This is a genomic window from Seonamhaeicola algicola, assembly GCF_007997385.1.
In the GTDB taxonomy this organism is placed as follows: domain Bacteria; phylum Bacteroidota; class Bacteroidia; order Flavobacteriales; family Flavobacteriaceae; genus Seonamhaeicola; species Seonamhaeicola algicola.
In genome coordinates, this window is the sequence record NZ_VOSC01000012.1 from 486,155 (window position 1) to 502,224 (window position 16,070).

General features: G+C 31.0%; 15 protein-coding genes. 10 read left to right on the plus strand and 5 right to left on the minus strand.

Translation table 11 applies throughout. From position 1 onward, the window contains the following. Window positions 1-17: 17 nt before the first annotated feature. The 4 genes from FUA26_RS04630 to FUA26_RS15650 all read left to right on the plus strand — a co-directional run bounded on the left by FUA26_RS04630 (window position 18) and on the right by FUA26_RS15650 (window position 3,689). Entirely contained in the window at window positions 18-1,955 is a 1,938-nt protein-coding gene (locus FUA26_RS04630; RefSeq protein ID WP_147132198.1) for a hypothetical protein, read from the plus strand. Between the two features lie 235 nt (window positions 1,956-2,190). Next, window positions 2,191-2,661, plus strand: a complete 471-nt coding sequence (locus FUA26_RS04635; RefSeq protein ID WP_147132201.1) for a lipocalin family protein — start codon at window positions 2,191-2,193, stop codon at window positions 2,659-2,661. A gap of 12 nt (window positions 2,662-2,673) precedes the next feature. Then, on the plus strand, window positions 2,674-3,369 hold the full coding sequence (locus FUA26_RS04640; protein WP_147132204.1) for an OmpA family protein: 696 nt from the start codon (window positions 2,674-2,676) through the stop codon (window positions 3,367-3,369). Between the two features lie 143 nt (window positions 3,370-3,512). Further along, complete coding sequence (locus FUA26_RS15650) at window positions 3,513-3,689, plus strand: hypothetical protein (protein ID WP_186826852.1); 177 nt, start codon at window positions 3,513-3,515, stop codon at window positions 3,687-3,689. A 79-nt stretch (window positions 3,690-3,768) separates the two neighbouring features. Here the strand turns inward: FUA26_RS15650 and FUA26_RS04645 are convergent, their stop codons facing one another. The 5 genes from FUA26_RS04645 to FUA26_RS04665 form a co-directional block, all read right to left on the minus strand. After that, window positions 3,769-4,389 (minus strand): hypothetical protein, encoded by a 621-nt coding sequence (locus FUA26_RS04645; RefSeq protein WP_147132206.1) that lies wholly within the window; start codon window positions 4,387-4,389, stop codon window positions 3,769-3,771. Between the two features lie 58 nt (window positions 4,390-4,447). Then, complete coding sequence (locus tag FUA26_RS04650; RefSeq protein ID WP_147132209.1) at window positions 4,448-5,449, minus strand: hypothetical protein; 1,002 nt, start codon at window positions 5,447-5,449, stop codon at window positions 4,448-4,450. A 10-nt stretch (window positions 5,450-5,459) separates the two neighbouring features. Beyond that, the gene (locus tag FUA26_RS04655; RefSeq protein ID WP_147132212.1) at window positions 5,460-6,476 is read right to left on the minus strand and encodes a hypothetical protein; all 1,017 of its coding nucleotides are present in this window, start codon (window positions 6,474-6,476) and stop codon (window positions 5,460-5,462) included. Further along, complete coding sequence (locus FUA26_RS04660; RefSeq protein ID WP_147132215.1) at window positions 6,460-8,898, minus strand: MORN repeat-containing protein; 2,439 nt, start codon at window positions 8,896-8,898, stop codon at window positions 6,460-6,462. The genes FUA26_RS04655 and FUA26_RS04660 overlap by 17 nt, the downstream gene beginning before the upstream one ends. Before the next feature lie 162 nt (window positions 8,899-9,060). Beyond that, on the minus strand, window positions 9,061-10,590 hold the full coding sequence (locus FUA26_RS04665) for an alpha-L-fucosidase (RefSeq protein ID WP_147132218.1): 1,530 nt from the start codon (window positions 10,588-10,590) through the stop codon (window positions 9,061-9,063). Between the two features lie 267 nt (window positions 10,591-10,857). Between FUA26_RS04665 and FUA26_RS04670 the strand changes: the two genes are divergently transcribed. From FUA26_RS04670 to FUA26_RS04690, 6 genes are all read left to right on the plus strand, one after another. Then, window positions 10,858-12,981, plus strand: a complete 2,124-nt coding sequence (locus FUA26_RS04670; protein ID WP_147132221.1) for a Tex family protein — start codon at window positions 10,858-10,860, stop codon at window positions 12,979-12,981. Window positions 12,982-13,016: 35 nt separating this feature from the next. Next, window positions 13,017-13,859 (plus strand): helix-turn-helix domain-containing protein, encoded by an 843-nt coding sequence (locus FUA26_RS04675; RefSeq protein WP_147132222.1) that lies wholly within the window; start codon window positions 13,017-13,019, stop codon window positions 13,857-13,859. 91 nt (window positions 13,860-13,950) lie between these two features. Next, complete coding sequence (locus FUA26_RS15655; RefSeq protein WP_186826853.1) at window positions 13,951-14,109, plus strand: hypothetical protein; 159 nt, start codon at window positions 13,951-13,953, stop codon at window positions 14,107-14,109. A gap of 129 nt (window positions 14,110-14,238) precedes the next feature. After that, window positions 14,239-14,787, plus strand: coding sequence for a carboxymuconolactone decarboxylase family protein (locus FUA26_RS04680; protein ID WP_147132224.1), 549 nt, complete (start codon window positions 14,239-14,241; stop codon window positions 14,785-14,787). Between the two features lie 32 nt (window positions 14,788-14,819). Further along, complete coding sequence (locus tag FUA26_RS04685) at window positions 14,820-15,188, plus strand: cupredoxin domain-containing protein (RefSeq protein ID WP_147132227.1); 369 nt, start codon at window positions 14,820-14,822, stop codon at window positions 15,186-15,188. 197 nt (window positions 15,189-15,385) lie between these two features. Next, a complete protein-coding gene (locus tag FUA26_RS04690; protein ID WP_186826854.1) occupies window positions 15,386-15,973 on the plus strand; it encodes an RNA polymerase sigma-70 factor in 588 nt (195 codons plus the stop codon). Window positions 15,974-16,070: the final 97 nt, after the last annotated feature.

A 16,070-nucleotide genomic window follows, 5' to 3' on the forward strand; every position in this document is an offset into this window, starting at 1 on the left:
CACTAAACAATTATATAATGCTATTAACACATTACACTAAGAAACCACTATTCTTTATAATTTGGTTTTTAATTTTCAGTTCGGCATCAAGTCAAGTAAAAATATTTGTAGATCCGCACACAACTAATTCAATAAAAGGCCATTTAGAGTTAAACAGACAAAAATATTTTAATATTTCATCAGGTGGTAAAAATTTTGAAAAAGCAGTAGGTAATTCTAAACTTTTAAAAACGTATTTAGATGATTACAAAATTAATTTTGGTAGAGATTTAGGTATGGTACGTAGCCAAGTTAAATACGGAAACTCTGTAATTGAAGATGCAAATAGACCTGGTTATGTTGACATAGAAAGACTAAAATTAAAAATTAAACCAGATAATAGTGCTAGCAAATCATTTAAATTAAGATGGAATAATTTAGATGTAGCAAACCATGAAGGCCATAATGCATATCCAAATTTTATGGAAAAATATGGTGCGCCTAAAAAAGAAGATGAACAATACCCTGTAAATAATGAGGCAGCAGCAGAATTAGTAACTACTATTTTAAAATATGGTTTTAATGATTTTAATAGGCCAGCTACTTATGAAATAGTAAATGAGCCTCATTGGTCGTTATTAAAAGAACAAAAATTTGCTAATCTCCATTTAAAAGTACACGAAAAAGTTAAGCAAGAAAATATTGAAACTTTAATTGGTGGCCCATGTTATTCAGTAGGATATTTTTATAAAAAAAACTATTCTAATTTAAATAATTTTGGAGCTTTTATTGATAATACTAATGCTAAACTAGACTTTTATTCATTTCACATTTATGACTTCTTACAATGGAGTGAACAGAAAAAAGATTTTTCAGGAAGAGTCACCACAGGTTTACCGCTTGAAGGAGTTTTAGACGCCATTCAAAATTATACCATTAATAACTTTGATAAGGAAGTGCAAATGGTTATTAGTGAGCATGGTGGGTATCTTTCAAAAGAAGAAACTAACTTAGTGCCACAAGCATTAGCAACAAAGTTAATTGGACCAAAAAAGGAAAATTTCAAATATGAAATGACAAGAAGGTCTATAACTGATAGGTTAATGACCAGAAGTGCCATTTCTAACACAATGACATTTATGAATAATCCGCACATTATAAGAAAAGCGGTGCCATTTATTTTATTAGAAACTGTTGGCTGGAATCCTAAATACTATGCAACCTTGCTTGTGCCAAAAAATTATGAAAAGGGTAATGCTTGGCAAGAAACAGCTAACTTTAATTTTTATAAATTATTTTCTGAAATAAACGGAAAAAGAATTTTGTCAGAATGTGAAAATCCTGATATTCAGTATCAAACATTTTTAGATGGCAAGCATGTTTTTGTGGTTTTAAACAACCTAGGAGCTAAAACGGAAACAATAGATTTTAACTTTACCAATAATGCATTTAAAAGTATTGAGGTTAAAAAACATGGCCAAAATAAAGACTTTACGCCGTATTTTAAAGAGGAGACACTACAAAGCCTTGATGATTTTGTTTTAGAGGGAAGAGAGTCGGTAGTTATAAAATTAACATACAATAGTACTATTAAAATTAAAAACCAAGTTGATGTACAGCCTTATTATAGTAAAGTAGGACAAAAAATTTTAATGGCAGGCGAAAAGATTAATTTTCCTATAAAAGTTTCAGAGTATAATGAAGCAGCATATGCAACATTAAGAATATCTGTAGGGCGAGATAATGATAATGCCGGTAAACAAATAAATGTAGTATTTAATGGTGAGCAATTAAATGTTCCTATTGAAGGTATTGCAGATTATCTTCAAACTGAAACTGAATATGGTTCAACAAAAATTATAAAGATAAACCCTAAACTTGTTAAAGAACATAATGATATTGAAATTTCATTTTCTGATGGAAAAGTAGGTGGTATTGGCTCTGTAGTTCTTCGAGTTGGTTTAAGTAAAAATTAATAAAATTATATATTTAAATGAAAGAGGTTGCTTGAAAAAGTAACCTCTTTTTTTTGTTAATGTTTGTTAAATATTCAAACCTAAAATAGCTATTGTTTTTGTTATAACATGCTGTTCTGTATTGGTTTAAATGTGTTTCTAAAAGTAATGTTAAAATCAAAGTTGCTTAAAATCACAATCTGAAACTATACCAATATCGTATATATAAACAGTAACCAAAAACAAAAACAGCATAATGAAAAAATTAATTTTACTATGTCTTTCAATAACAGTTCTTTCCTGCGGAACTTCAAAAACAGTAAGAACTTCAAAAAAAGTAATTAAAGGAAATTGGGTGTTAAATAATATAGATTACAGTGAAGCAGGTACCTATAATGTAACACTTTTAAATGATGCAGATAAAGCCTGTTTTGAAGGTAGTACATGGCAATTTGTACCAAATAATAACACTGGTATATATTCAATTAACGGTTTAAGTTGTGCATCTGGAGAGCGGTATTTCATGTTTACAATAGACGAAGTAAATGCAGAAACTGGTTTGTATGATTTTCTTTTAAAACCTACTTCTGAAAAGTATAAATCTGAAACCAATACAGGTTTTAGGTTGAGTTTAACGGCTTTGTCTGATTCCATGATGCAGTGGCAACAAACGGTTAATGTAAAAGGTAAGCCGTTTACAATTTCAATGAATTTTACTAAACAATAAAAACTAAAAATTATGATTAAGAAAATATCAATACTTCTGTTTACAGTGGTGTTAACCTTTGGTTTAACAAACTGTAAATCGGTTCAAAATGCAAATAATAAACAAAAAGGTGCTGTAATTGGTGCTACTGGTGGTGCCATTTTAGGAGCTATAATAGGCAATAATGTTGGTAAAGGCGGTAATGGCGAGTTAGGTGCCGTTATTGGTGGAGTAATTGGCGGTGGAGCAGGTGTGCTTATTGGTAATAAAATGGATAAGCAAGCTCAAAAAATTGAAGAGGAAATACCAGGTGCTGAAGTTGAGCGTGTAGATAACGGTATTGTTGTAACTTTTGATGAATCAAGTGGTGTTTATTTTGATACTAATAAGTATAATATCAACGCAGCATCTCAAGCTACTTTAAATAAGTTAATAGGTGTTTTTAAAGAATATCCTGATACAAATATTTTAGTAGTTGGGCACACTGATAGCCAAGGTGCTGAAGATTATAACATGACACTTTCAAAAAACAGAGCATACGCAGTAACAAATTATTTAGCTGGAAATGGTATTAGCAACGGGCGTTTAACAACCAATTGGTTTGGAGAAACACAGCCAATGCATGATAACAGTACTGCCGAAGGTAGAGCAAAAAACCGTAGGGTTAACGTAGCTATTTTACCAAATGAAAAAATGATTAAAGAAGCAGAAAATCAGGTTAAAGGGTGATAGATTTAATTGATTTATTATGAAAAAAGAGGTGTTTAAGCACCTCTTTTTTTTGATTAAAGATAATTTTAACAATTAATCTTATTTAGATTTATTAAAAATAGAATATCTTTGCAACGGTTTGTATTTTAACAATATAAGTTTTGGGTAAAAATAAATTAGACAAGAAGCAACAAAAAAAAGCACTTAAAAGTTTGCATGAGGCTGGTATTATTAATGCCAAAAAAGTGAAAAGTAAATGTTGTGAAAAATATAAAAAAAGTGAGAAAAAGCGTTGTGGCAAATGCCCTTGTTTTGATTTGCTTAAAAAAGTAGCTTAAAAAATTATAGAGTACTTCGTTTTCTGCTAACTGTTTTTAATCATACAGTTTTTTATTTTCTATTATAAGAAAATGAAACTTAACTATACTTAGATTTAAAATATTGAACCATACCTCTAATAAATATAAAAGGTAAAATTATAAGTACTGAACCCAATAAATTTGTTGGTGTAAATGTTTCAGGAAAATTACGAACCACAAACAACATAATAATTACGCCTAAAATAATGGAAGCATGTAGAACTAACATGTTTGGTGTAAAAACTCCAAAACTTATTTTTAAAGGTTGTTGTGTGCGGTGAAGTATAATACGCTCTACAAGAAGAAATAAAAGATTAATATTAAAAAACCAATTTCTGAAAAATAATATTTTCATGTTAGTGAAAATAAGTACATCGTTATTCCAGTTAGCCATAAACGCAAAGAAAACTACAATAAAAACAAAATAAACACCCATTTGAAATAATGAACTTATAATAGACGTTTTGCTACTTACAATTACAGCGTTTTTGTTTCTTTTATAAAGTAATCTATCGATTATTAATCTAATAAGTTCATTCCACCAAAAAAAGAAAATAACATAAAACACAGTGGTTTGTCCGTTTCCAATAGATAAAGCAGTAAGTAGCATAAACACTAAAAAATCCCATTGTGCATAATGTTTTAACGGCTTATCTATAAGAGAAAAAAAGCTATTCATAAGGTTAATATTTTCTGTTGGTAAAATTTAGAATGTTGTTTTTTGTACTGTGTTCAATCTATATATGTTCATCAAAACTTACGTCATACATAATATTTATAATAGATGCTTTATGTAAATTTATATATTGAGAGGCTTGTATTTTATTATAAACAAGTGCAGTAACATTAATAATGCCGTTGTTAGTTTTAATTTTAAAACCAGTAGAATGTTTGTTTGAGGTTGTTTTTAATTTATCTATTACCTGCACTTTACTAATTGTTTTTAAACATCCATTCCGTTTAAATTTAGTATATTGATTTAGCTGAATGAGTGCCGTAATGGCATAATATATAAACGCAATTATTAATGGAATTAGAAACAAAATAAAACCCGTCCAAAGCACAAAAAGTAACATGGCACTTAGCAGAAAATAGATTGTATTTTTTCTAATTTTTTTGAAAACTAACTTTTTTACTAATTCAATTTCTTGTTGGCGCATAGGTTTGGTAATACTTTTACTTTTAAAAGGAATAACATGCAATGAATTGGTAATGTTATTAGCCGAATTTAGATGTTTTTCTAAAACAGTAAACGCTAAAACCTCTTTGCTTTTAGGGCTAGATTCTAAATATACTTTATCATTTACGCTTACTTTTGCATATTCTGAATATGGTACACTATGTTCGTTGTTATCAATACTTATATAGTAATATGTTCTGTTAGACTTGTGTCTTGTATTTGTTCCTAATCCTGTATTATAACTTCTTGATTTAGTGGTGTGTTTATCTATACGTTTATCGCTAATGATACCTGTGTAACAGTGCTTAACACCTCGTTTTAAATCGATGTAGGTATTCCAAAATATATAAGAAAAAATACCAGCAAAGAATAACAGGAACATAGAAAACATTACAATAGGAATTGTGCTAAAGTTATCTGGTTTTATAACAAAGGCATATATAAAATAAAATATAGCGCTTGCTACAAGTAAAAATAAAATAGCAAATAGGTACTGCTTTTTAAGTTTGTTTCTGTCTTGAGAGGATAGTGGCTTTATTTCAAAATTGCTAGCTGTCATTTAATAAATGTTATGGAATATTTATAAACTTAATATCTTCGTTAAATTCAGAAAATGCTTTACTATCAAAAGCTGTACTACCTACAACATTATTGTTTTTAAAGGTTGTTTTGTAAAAACTAATACTTGTAATGGTTTTTGTTTTTATGTTTACTAGTGCTTCTGCATACTTTATATTATTACCCGAAGCATCTTTTTTATACTTGTGAATTTTTATTTCAAAAGGGACTGCTTTGTCTAAATTTTTATTGTAAAACTGCCAAGTTTGGTTACAATGCTTTTGTAGATTGAACGGAAGGTTATCTTTAGGCGCTTCTTTGTTAAATCGTTGAATGCCTCTATCTAGTCTGCTTTTAATACGCTCGTCGTCCATAAGTTCAAAACCAATGTATACGTTTTCATTATAGATATGTGCTTTATAATGGTTTTTTGGCGCTGTATAAGAGAAAATTTCTTTATCTTCTAAATAAAAGTGATTGGAAATAACATTTGTTTTATCAGTTCCTTTCTTAGAGTATACTTTTTTAAATAAATGCCCTTTTTGGCTATAGTGATATGTAGTTATACTCTCATTGGTACTACTGCTAACTTTGTGAAGTAAATTATTTTTATACTCAAATTTCACAGTATTCGTATTTCCGTTATTTAAACGAATTTGCTCATTGATTAAGTTGCCATTGTCATCATAAGTGTAGTAATGCTTTTTATTTAGAGTAGAATTAGTATGCTTACAAGTTCTTTTGTGTAATTTTCCCTTTTTATAAATGTTTTTTTCTTTTTCCCAAGACTTGTTTTGTTTATTTCGGTGCTCATAGCTTTCAATATTACCTTCATTGTTAAAGCTGTAGCTACTAATTTCTAACGCCACTGCACTGTCATTATCAATATTGTAGGTTGTAATTTCTACTTGTTTGGTGTTTGGTTCAAATCCGTAATCTTTTGCATTTATATTTGTTACAGATTGTGCAATTGTATTTAAACTAAGTAGTAATAGGCTAGTTAAAAGTATTTTAATTTTTAGGTACATATTGTTCTTTTAATTTATATTGACTAGAAAACCGCTTAGATTCTTCTCGCATGAAAGTTCGTTCTTCATTACTTAATTCGGTTAAAATTTTGCCTGTATTGGCATTTGCATAAGGGTTTGGTAAGTATAATAAATATCTATGAGCGACTACTTTATCTAATTGAAATAGGTGTTTAATAAATAATGCATGTAGTTTATTTAACTTATCAATGCTCATTGTTTGTGTAAAATTATTATGTTGTTTAACTACAATTTTCTTAAACTCAGAATTACTTTTGTAGTATAATTTTATTAATAAATTTGCTGAGTTTAGCATAGCTTTTTCTGCTTGTTTTGAGGCAGTACTGTTATTTGTTGTAGTGGCTGCGGATGTATGGCTATTGGCATAATCTACAACCAATTTCCCGCTTTTAAACTCACCATAGCTTTTAGTGTTTGTTTTTTTATCTAGTTTTACACCAAGACCTGTAATAAATCCATTGTGTGCAAAAGCACCTTTATAAACATAGGTATCTGTAAAAAATTGGCCTGTGTAATTTATTTTACCACTTTCGTCCCAATCACCCATATAACTATTGCCGTTAGTCCACATATAAGTACCAGCTTTGTATGGCTTACCGTTTTTAAATAATCCCTCATAAACATCACCTTGATTGTAGGTGATAGACCCATAGCCATTGGTACAATTACCGAGACAATTTCCACTAGACTTGCCGTTAGAAAAGTCGGTTAAAAGATTGGTTACCAATTTCCCTTCGTTATAGATACCAGCTTCAACTGTTTCTCCATTTTTTACAAAATATCCGTAACCGTGTTGCTTTGTATCTTTCCAATGGCCATAATACAGTAAGTTTTTCTGTTTCCAGTGATAAATGCCATAACCATCGAGTTGACCGACAAGGTAATTACCATTATAAGTGTCGCCATTAGCGTAAATAAACTCTCCGTAACCGTCAAGTTTCCCATTCTTAAAAAAACCTTCTACTTTAGCACCGCTTTCATAAATATATGTTCCGTAGCCGTCTGCACAATTTCCTGTAATACAAGAAGCGGTTGATGATTTGTTTTGTGATGTAGTTGAATTTGTATTTGATGTGCTTGAAACTTTATCAACTGTAGCATTAAAATAACGGCCTTTACTAAATTGTTGTGGCTTAGAATTGCTATAGTTGCTTAAAACATAAGTAGGTTTCCCGTTTGTAGTAATCACAAAATCTACTGAGCCATCAATATAACCTGCTACTCCATAACCTTTAATTTCTTCTCCTTTAACATAAAGATTTACTCCTTTTTTTGTTGTGTTTGGTATGTACCACACTTCGCTATCTTTTGTATTCATAGAAATAGCATGATAGGCTTTAGTTTCGTTAGTATCTTTTCCCAAAGCGTTTGGAACAAAATAAACATCGCCACTTTTTGTGTCTCTGACTATGATGTTTTTATATTTAGCTTCGTACTTCCATTCTCTATTTGCAAACATTGTTGACGTTCCTTGCTCTATTAGCAATACAGTTTTACCATCACTAATAAGTATGTTTTCTCCCTCTATTAAAGGCTTAAACGGAATGTTTTGGTTAAGAGCAATTGACTCGTTAAAAGCATTTTTTGCTACGTAATATTTAGAAGTAAGCGGATTATAGAATATATAATCGTTATTGAATTTATTCCACAAATTTGTAAAGTCTAATTTACCATTAATATACAAATGAGGTATAGCTACTCCACCTTTTAAATTTAAATCTCCAGTGGTTTTTTTAAGTACTGCATTTTTATTAAACTCTTTATATTCACTATGGTAAATAATGCTAGATAAATCTTGATTTATTAAATTTCCTGCTGCATCTGTTTCCATGCTTTCAATCAAGTTGCCTTTTTCATCGTACTTATATTTAAAGAAAGTTTTTTTACGCTCTTTGCCTTTCTTTCTTGCTGTTAATACACCCTTGTTATAGTATTCTATTTGGGTAGTTGGTGCTTTATCTTTTGCTTTATGTGTCATAGTTACTATAATAATATCGCCTTGTTTTGTATAGCTGTATTCCACAATTTCCCAATTATAGTTTGCTTTTATTATTCTGTTTTGGTTGTCATATTTATAAATTATTCCATCATCATATATTAGATTACCAGAAGCATCGTATTTATATTCTTTAATAGTTTCGTTAGGGTAGGTTATAGAAATAGGTCTATTCAACTGGTCGTAAGAAATATGCTTTCTTTTTTCTAAATCAAGCCTTTTTCCATTAGTGTCATAAAATGTCAAATTATGTTGAAAAACATCGCCTTTAAGCTGTGTTTTCTCTAAATTAACTCCTAATGGTAAAGGGTTTTTAGGTGCATTTACAAAATCTACTTTTTGAGAATAAGCATTGAATGCTAAGAATAATGTAATTAAGAAACTTAAAGCTTTCAGTGTTTTCATAAAAATATGAGTTGTTGAGGTTAACAAAACTACTTTTTAATGAAGTGTGAAGAAATACGATAAACATCGTATATTTTTAATTTTATAGCTACATACTATATAAAACAAAAAGCGCTTGATTTTTTAAATCAAGCGCTTTTATATCTAAAATTAGTGTTTAGTTTATTCTAACTCCATTTTAAAAACATTAGCTAATTCACTTAGTTCAACATCTTCTGGAATAACAAATGAATGTGAACGTTCCGTTCTTTCCCATGTAACTTCTTTTCCAGATTTTAACTCAACAACACGTTTTACAGGGGTTGCTGGCCCGTAGCCTATATTGTTAAGTTTACCTAAGTTAATTTTAGTACCGGCTTTAGGTTTACCAAGTAAGAAAACATAAAGGGATTTTTTATCTTTTGACGTAGTAAAACGTACATCGCTAGCTGTGTATTCTACTTTAGCAGATTGCCCGCCATGAGCACCATCTTCAGCTTTGGCATGTCCAAAACCATATATATGAAATGGTCTTGTGCCATAAACAGCTTCACCATAAGTTTCTAACCATGAACCAACACCAGTTAAAAGATCACGTTGTTCTTTATTAATGGTACCATCGGCCATTGGTGATATGTTTAACAATACAACACCGTTTTTACTCCAAACATCAATCATATTTCTTAATAATAACTCTGGAGATTTGTATACTTGCCCATGTGTATAGCACCAGCTACCTTTATCGCTAACAGTAATATCGGTCATCCAAACGGTTTCAGAAACATCTTTTTTACCACCTTGTTCAATATCTAAAACACTCATAGTTTTAGGTAAATCGTCATGCTTAGCAATTAATACAGGCTCTTGTCCTGTTTTTAAACCATTGTTTAAAAAATGTGCAGACATTTCTTGTATTTTATCTTCAGCTACATGGTTTAACCATACATCATACCATAACATGTCTGGTGAATATTTATCAACCACTTCATTTACCTGATCTAACCAATATTGGTCAAATTCTTTTTGTGGCATGTTACCATAAAACATTTTAAGTTTTTCATCTTCAGAAGATGTTGGGTAATCTGGATGGTAAGCAAAATGGCTATTGTAAGTATCCCATTTAGTAGAGTCTCCATCATGGCGTTGTCTTAATCTAGCATGGTGAAAAGAGGTCATTGTTTTTAAACCACGCTTTTTTATTGCTGTTAAAATTTCACCAGTAATATCTTTTTTCGGTCCCATGTCGGCAGAGTTCCATGGGTTTATTTCACTATCCCACATAGCAAAACCATCATGGTGTTGCGCTACCGGACCAGCAAATTTAGCACCAGCTGCTTTAAATAATTCGGCCCAATTTTCAGCATCAAAATTTTCAGCTTTAAACATTGGTATAAAATCATGGTAACCAAACTCTTCTAATTTGCCATAATTTTTTTCATGGTATTCTTTATAGTCAGGGTACTCATTTACTCTATATAACCTGTATGGGTACCATTCTGAGCCATAAGCAGGAACACTATATACACCCCAGTGAAAGTATATACCTAGTTTTGAATCATGAAACCATTCAGGGTCTGCAGTGTGTTTTGCTAAAGATTCCCAATTAGGCTCAAATTTATTTGAGTCACTCTCATTAGCCATGGCTATTTTTTCTTCTTGTTTACAAGAAACCAATAGAACACCAACAGCTAAAATTTTTAAAAAATTTTTCATCTCTTAAGTTTATTTACATTTGGTTAGAATACATGGCAAATTAAATTAATATTAAACGTTTTAAGAGTAACAATCGTTTTTAAAAGTAGAACTAATGGTTATTTTACTGAAGATTGATTAGATTTTACTGTTCATTAACGCTGTAAAACAATGCTGATTATCAGTTAAAAGCAAAAATGTCTAGTTTTTAACTAGACATAAATGGCTTTAATAATGTAAAAAAAGAGTTTCTTTTCTAAATTGCGTGTGTTTCAAAAAGTCAAAAGCATGCAATTACTAAACTACATATATACACATACACAATTACCTGAAAGGGCCATACAAAACACCATTAATTTACTTAATGATGCGTGTACCGTACCGTTTATTTCTCGTTACCGTAAGGAAGCCACAGGAAATTTAGATGAAGTACAAATTGGTGATATTGTAAAATATAAAGAACAATTTGAAACTTTAGAAAAACGAAAAGCAGCCATTTTAAAAGCTTTAGATGAACAAGGTGTTTTAACTTCAGATTTAGAAAAGAAAATAACTTCAGCAACAGATTTAACGGCGCTGGAAGATTTATACTTGCCTTACAAAAAAAGCCGAAAAACGAAGGCTGAAAAAGCACGCCAGTTAGGTTTAGAGCCTTTGGCCAAAATATTAATGAGCCAAAATGCAAGAGATGTAGAATCTGTGGCATTTCGTTATGTAAAAGGTGATGTAAGTTCTGCTGAAGACGCTCTGGAAGGCGCGCGCCACATAATTGCCGAATGGATAAACGAGCGTACCGATATTCGTAATAACATGCGGCATCAATTAGAGCGTTTCGCTATTATTTCAACAAAGGTTATAAAAACAAAAGAAAACGAAGAAGACGCCCAAAAATTTAAAGATTATTTTAATTGGGAAGAATCGCTTAGCAGAATTCCGTCGCACCGTTTACTCGCCATTCTTAGAGCAGAAAAAGAAGGTTTTATTCGTGTGAAAATTGAAATTGATGACGACAGAGCGTTAAACAAGATTGAACAACGTATTATAAAATCGAATAACGACTGCGCCGAACAAATAGAAATAGCCATAAAAGATGCTTACAAACGTTTGTTGTTGCCATCTTTAAGTAACGAAGCGTTGCAACAAGCTAAACAAAAAGCCGATGAAGCTGCTATTACTGTGTTTGCTAAAAACTTAAAACAATTATTACTAGGTTCGCCGTTAGGAGAAAAGCGTGTTTTAGCAATAGATCCAGGATTTCGTACAGGTTGTAAAATTGTGTGTTTAGATGCGCAAGGGCAATTAAAACACAATGAAACCATTTATCCGCATCCACCAAAAAATGATAGCACAGGTGCTATTAAAAAAATTAGCACCTTAGCTGAAGCTTATAAAATTGAAGCTATAGCTATTGGAAACGGAACAGCCTCACGCGAAACCGAAGCTTTGGTGCGTAAAATTAGGTTTAAAAACAATATGCAAGTATTTGTGGTTAGCGAAGCAGGAGCAAGTATTTATTCAGCATCAAAAATTGCACGCGATGAGTTTCCAAACTACGATGTAACGGTGCGAGGAGCCGTGTCTATTGGGCGCCGTTTACAAGATCCGTTGGCAGAATTGGTTAAAATTGATGCTAAAAGTATTGGTGTTGGGCAATATCAACATGATGTAGATCAAACTAAATTAAAAAGCGAGCTTGATACCGTTGTTGAACATTGTGTAAATGCTGTTGGCGTAAACTTAAATACAGCTTCTAAAAGTTTGTTAAGTTATGTGTCTGGCATTGGCCCAAAACTTGCTGAAAATATTGTGACTTATCGTGATGAGAACGGAGCATTTAAATCGCGAACCGATTTAAAAAGTGTACCACGCCTTGGCGGAAAGGCTTTCGAGCAAGGTTCGGCGTTTCTTCGTATTAAAGATGCTAAAAATCCGTTAGACGATTCTGCGGTGCATCCAGAAAGTTATCATATTGTAAAAACCATTGCCAAAAACGAAGGCAAAACCGTTAGCGAACTTATTGGTAATGCTTCGGTTTTAAAAAATATTAATTTAAACCAATATGTTTCAGATAAAGTAGGGTTGCCAACGCTTCAAGATATTGTAAAAGAATTAGAAAAACCTGGATTAGATATTCGTGAGCAAGCCAAAGTGTTTACTTTCAATCAAAACATAAAAACCATAACCGATGTGCAAGAAGGGCAATTATTACCAGGAATTGTAAATAATGTTACCAATTTTGGTGCTTTTGTTGATATTGGAATAAAGGAAAGCGGCTTAATTCATATTTCAAATTTATCCGAAGGTTTTGTAAGCGATGTAAACGAACACATTAGTTTGCATCAGCAAGTTATTGTTAAGGTTTTAGAGGTAGATTTTCCGCGAAAGCGTATTCAATTAAAATTACACAAATAATGTAATGTTTTATTGTGTTTTTAGACTGAGTGTACATGATACATGCATTTACCGAGTTTACTACAAACGCTTTATTAAAAATAGGAAACGAAACGCTTTTGCAGCCTTTTAAAACAGCAAAACCGTTAGAGGTTTACGCCTTTATTTGTACAGATGAAGTTGAGGCTAATGTAGAGGTAGATAGCATACCAATTACCTTGGCGCCACATAGTATTTTAGCCTTAACCAATGTGCAATATTTTAAGTTTGTAAATGGCGAAAATTTAAGAGTATATTTTTTTAACAGAGAGTTTTACTGCATAAAAGACCACGATAAAGAGGTTGGTTGTGCGGGTATTTTATTCTTTGGAAATGAGCCAAACCCCATAATAACGTTAAACGAAAAGGAGCAAACAAAGTTTAACATACTTCATGATATTTTTCTGGATGAATTAGAAACTAAAGACAATATTCAGGCAGAAATGTTGCGAATGCTCATGGCAAGATTTATTATAAAAACCACACGTTTGCTAAAGGATAAAAAGGATATTGATACTAATAAACAAGATACTAAAACCGAACTGCTAAGAGCTTTTAATGTGTTGGTAGAAACACATTTTAGAGAACAACATAGTGTACAGTTTTATGCCGATGCTTTATTTAAATCGGCTAAAACGTTATCAAATTCTTTCTCAAAATTCAATAAAAGTCCTTTAAAAATAATTCATGAACGTATTATTTTAGAAGCTAAACGTTTGTTAATGTATACAAATAAAACGGCTAAAGAAATAGCTTTTGAATTAGGGTTTGAAGATGCTTCACATTTAAGCCGTTTGTTTAAAAAATACACTAACGTTTCACCATCAGACTTCAAAAAGCAATTAGAAACTACTTCTTAGGGAAAAATTGACAAACACTTGGGTGTTTCGTCTATGGTTATGCCTTTCCTTTTAATTCATCTTTGCATTGTAATTATAAAACAACAAAGCGATGAATTTAAAACACATATCAATATTCAATTTAATTGAAATATTCAGAGGAAAAAAACAACAAGTGTTTAATACTATTAGTGCTAAAACACATTGTGAACAAAAGCATATACATGATTTTTATTGTGATGCAGAACGTCCATTTATAAATAAAAATTAAGCATTAAATAAAGCAAAGGGAAAAAATGACATGTCATCGGGATATGTTTACATGGTGTAACTTCTAAGCATGTTGCAACTTTGTACCAAGATTTAAAACAATAAACACAACAATTTAAAATTAATAATTATGAGCACATTTAATGTACCAACAAGAGAGGAAGTAACAGAAAACAACCAAGCAATTTTTGATAATTTGCAAAAAGCATTAGGCTTTGTGCCAAATTTATACGCTACTATGGCACACTCAAAAACTGCTTTAGGTGCTTTTTTACAATTTTCAGACACAAAATTATCGCTTTCGGCTAAAGAAAAAGAGGTGATAGACTTAGCGGTAAGTCAGGTAAACGCATGTAAATATTGTCAGTCTGCGCATACTGCAACAAGTAAATTAAAAGGTTTTACAGACGAGCAAATTTTAGAACTTAGACAAGGAAAAGCTTCATGGGATACCAAATATAATGCTTTAGCAGTATTAGCTAAAGAAGTTGCTGAAAATGGCGGTAAAGCGTCTGAAGTTTCAAAGGAAGCCTTTTTTAATGCAGGTTACACCAAAGAAAACTTAGTAGATTTAACATTGGCTTATGCAATGATTACTGTTACAAATACTTTACACAATTTAACCGAAGTAGCTATAGATTTTCCTTTAGCTCAAGAACTTGAAACAGCAAACGTATAAATAATTTGAACCAAAATAATAATAACAGAAAGATGAAAAAAGTAGTATCAATTATAGTAGTAGCTTTAGCATTTATAGTAAATGTAAACGCACAAGAGGTAAAAACCATTACTTTAGAACAAACTAAAGGTGAGTTTACACAAAAATCTGTAACAGTAAACGCAGGTACTTATGTTTTTGCCATTGCAAACAATAACGTAGGTAAAGATGTAGGTTTGGTTTTAGTAAAAAAAGGAGCAGATGCTAGTAATGCAGAAAGCCATATTAAAACAGCTTATGTTACACAAGTTGTAAAAGACGGAAAGGTAGAAAAATCTAACCCAACAAAATTAACAAAAGGTGAATACGTATACTTTTGTCCGTTAAACCCAACACCACAATATACGCTAACAGTAAAGTAACAAGTTAACAGTTAGTATATTAAAAACCTCAAAGAACAAATGTTTTTTGAGGTTTTTTTAATTTGGGTGCGTGGGTATTTTCCTAAAAAAAATAATTCAATATTTAGAAATATGGCACCAAATACAGCATTTTTTTTGTGAAAGTTTAATTTAAATGTACATTTATTGCAACACAACTAAACTAAACAACTATAAAATTGCCATTACCAACTAAGCATATTACTAATGCAGAATTTTTGCTATTGAGTATAAAACAAGGCGATTGCAAATCCTATAAAAAATTATTTGATTTGTATTGGGAGTCTATGTTTACAAATGCAAAATCTATTGTAGGTAATGATAATAATGCCAAAGATATAGTACAAGATATTTGGGTTAAACTTTGGCAAAATAGAGCACAGCTCGACATAAAAAACTTTGATGCTTACATATATGTAGCAGTACGTAATGCTTCTTTTAAGTTTTTAAAAAGCAAAAAATTTACCAGATTAGAAAAGCAAGTTATCAATTCATTAAAATTATCTGTTGAGCCTGATGTGAAAAAGCAAATAGATTTTGATGAAAAACTAAGTGTTATTAAAATGGCGCTAAATAATTTGCCAAAACGTTGCGCCCAAATATTTGAGTTAAGCCGATTAAAGCATTACACCAATGATGAAATAGCTATTAAATTAGGTATTTCAAAAAAATCGGTTGAAAACCAGATCTCTATAGCTACAAAATCTATTAAACACACATTAACATCGTTACTTTCTCTTTTATGTGTGCTTTTGTCTAATTTCTAGACAGTTTTTAAACACTTCTAAAATGTTAAAAAAATGTTAAAACTCGAAATGCAGCGGGAGTACATGTCTGTTTTTTAGAACATAATAATACAAGCAT

What these genes read in the sequence shown, in the direction of transcription:
- FUA26_RS04630 (WP_147132198.1), top strand. Translation starts at nt 18, where the DNA reads ATGCTATTAACACATTACACTAAGAAACCACTATTCTTTATAATTTGG.
- FUA26_RS04635 (WP_147132201.1), top strand. Translation starts at nt 2,191, where the DNA reads ATGAAAAAATTAATTTTACTATGTCTTTCAATAACAGTTCTTTCCTGC.
- FUA26_RS04640 (WP_147132204.1), top strand. Translation starts at nt 2,674, where the DNA reads ATGATTAAGAAAATATCAATACTTCTGTTTACAGTGGTGTTAACCTTT.
- FUA26_RS04645 (WP_147132206.1), bottom strand. Translation starts at nt 4,389, where the DNA reads ATGAATAGCTTTTTTTCTCTTATAGATAAGCCGTTAAAACATTATGCA.
- FUA26_RS04650 (WP_147132209.1), bottom strand. Translation starts at nt 5,449, where the DNA reads ATGACAGCTAGCAATTTTGAAATAAAGCCACTATCCTCTCAAGACAGA.
- FUA26_RS04655 (WP_147132212.1), bottom strand. Translation starts at nt 6,476, where the DNA reads ATGTACCTAAAAATTAAAATACTTTTAACTAGCCTATTACTACTTAGT.
- FUA26_RS04660 (WP_147132215.1), bottom strand. Translation starts at nt 8,898, where the DNA reads ATGAAAACACTGAAAGCTTTAAGTTTCTTAATTACATTATTCTTAGCA.
- FUA26_RS04665 (WP_147132218.1), bottom strand. Translation starts at nt 10,590, where the DNA reads ATGAAAAATTTTTTAAAAATTTTAGCTGTTGGTGTTCTATTGGTTTCT.
- FUA26_RS04670 (WP_147132221.1), top strand. Translation starts at nt 10,858, where the DNA reads ATGCAATTACTAAACTACATATATACACATACACAATTACCTGAAAGG.
- FUA26_RS04675 (WP_147132222.1), top strand. Translation starts at nt 13,017, where the DNA reads ATGATACATGCATTTACCGAGTTTACTACAAACGCTTTATTAAAAATA.
- FUA26_RS15655 (WP_186826853.1), top strand. Translation starts at nt 13,951, where the DNA reads ATGAATTTAAAACACATATCAATATTCAATTTAATTGAAATATTCAGA.
- FUA26_RS04680 (WP_147132224.1), top strand. Translation starts at nt 14,239, where the DNA reads ATGAGCACATTTAATGTACCAACAAGAGAGGAAGTAACAGAAAACAAC.
- FUA26_RS04685 (WP_147132227.1), top strand. Translation starts at nt 14,820, where the DNA reads ATGAAAAAAGTAGTATCAATTATAGTAGTAGCTTTAGCATTTATAGTA.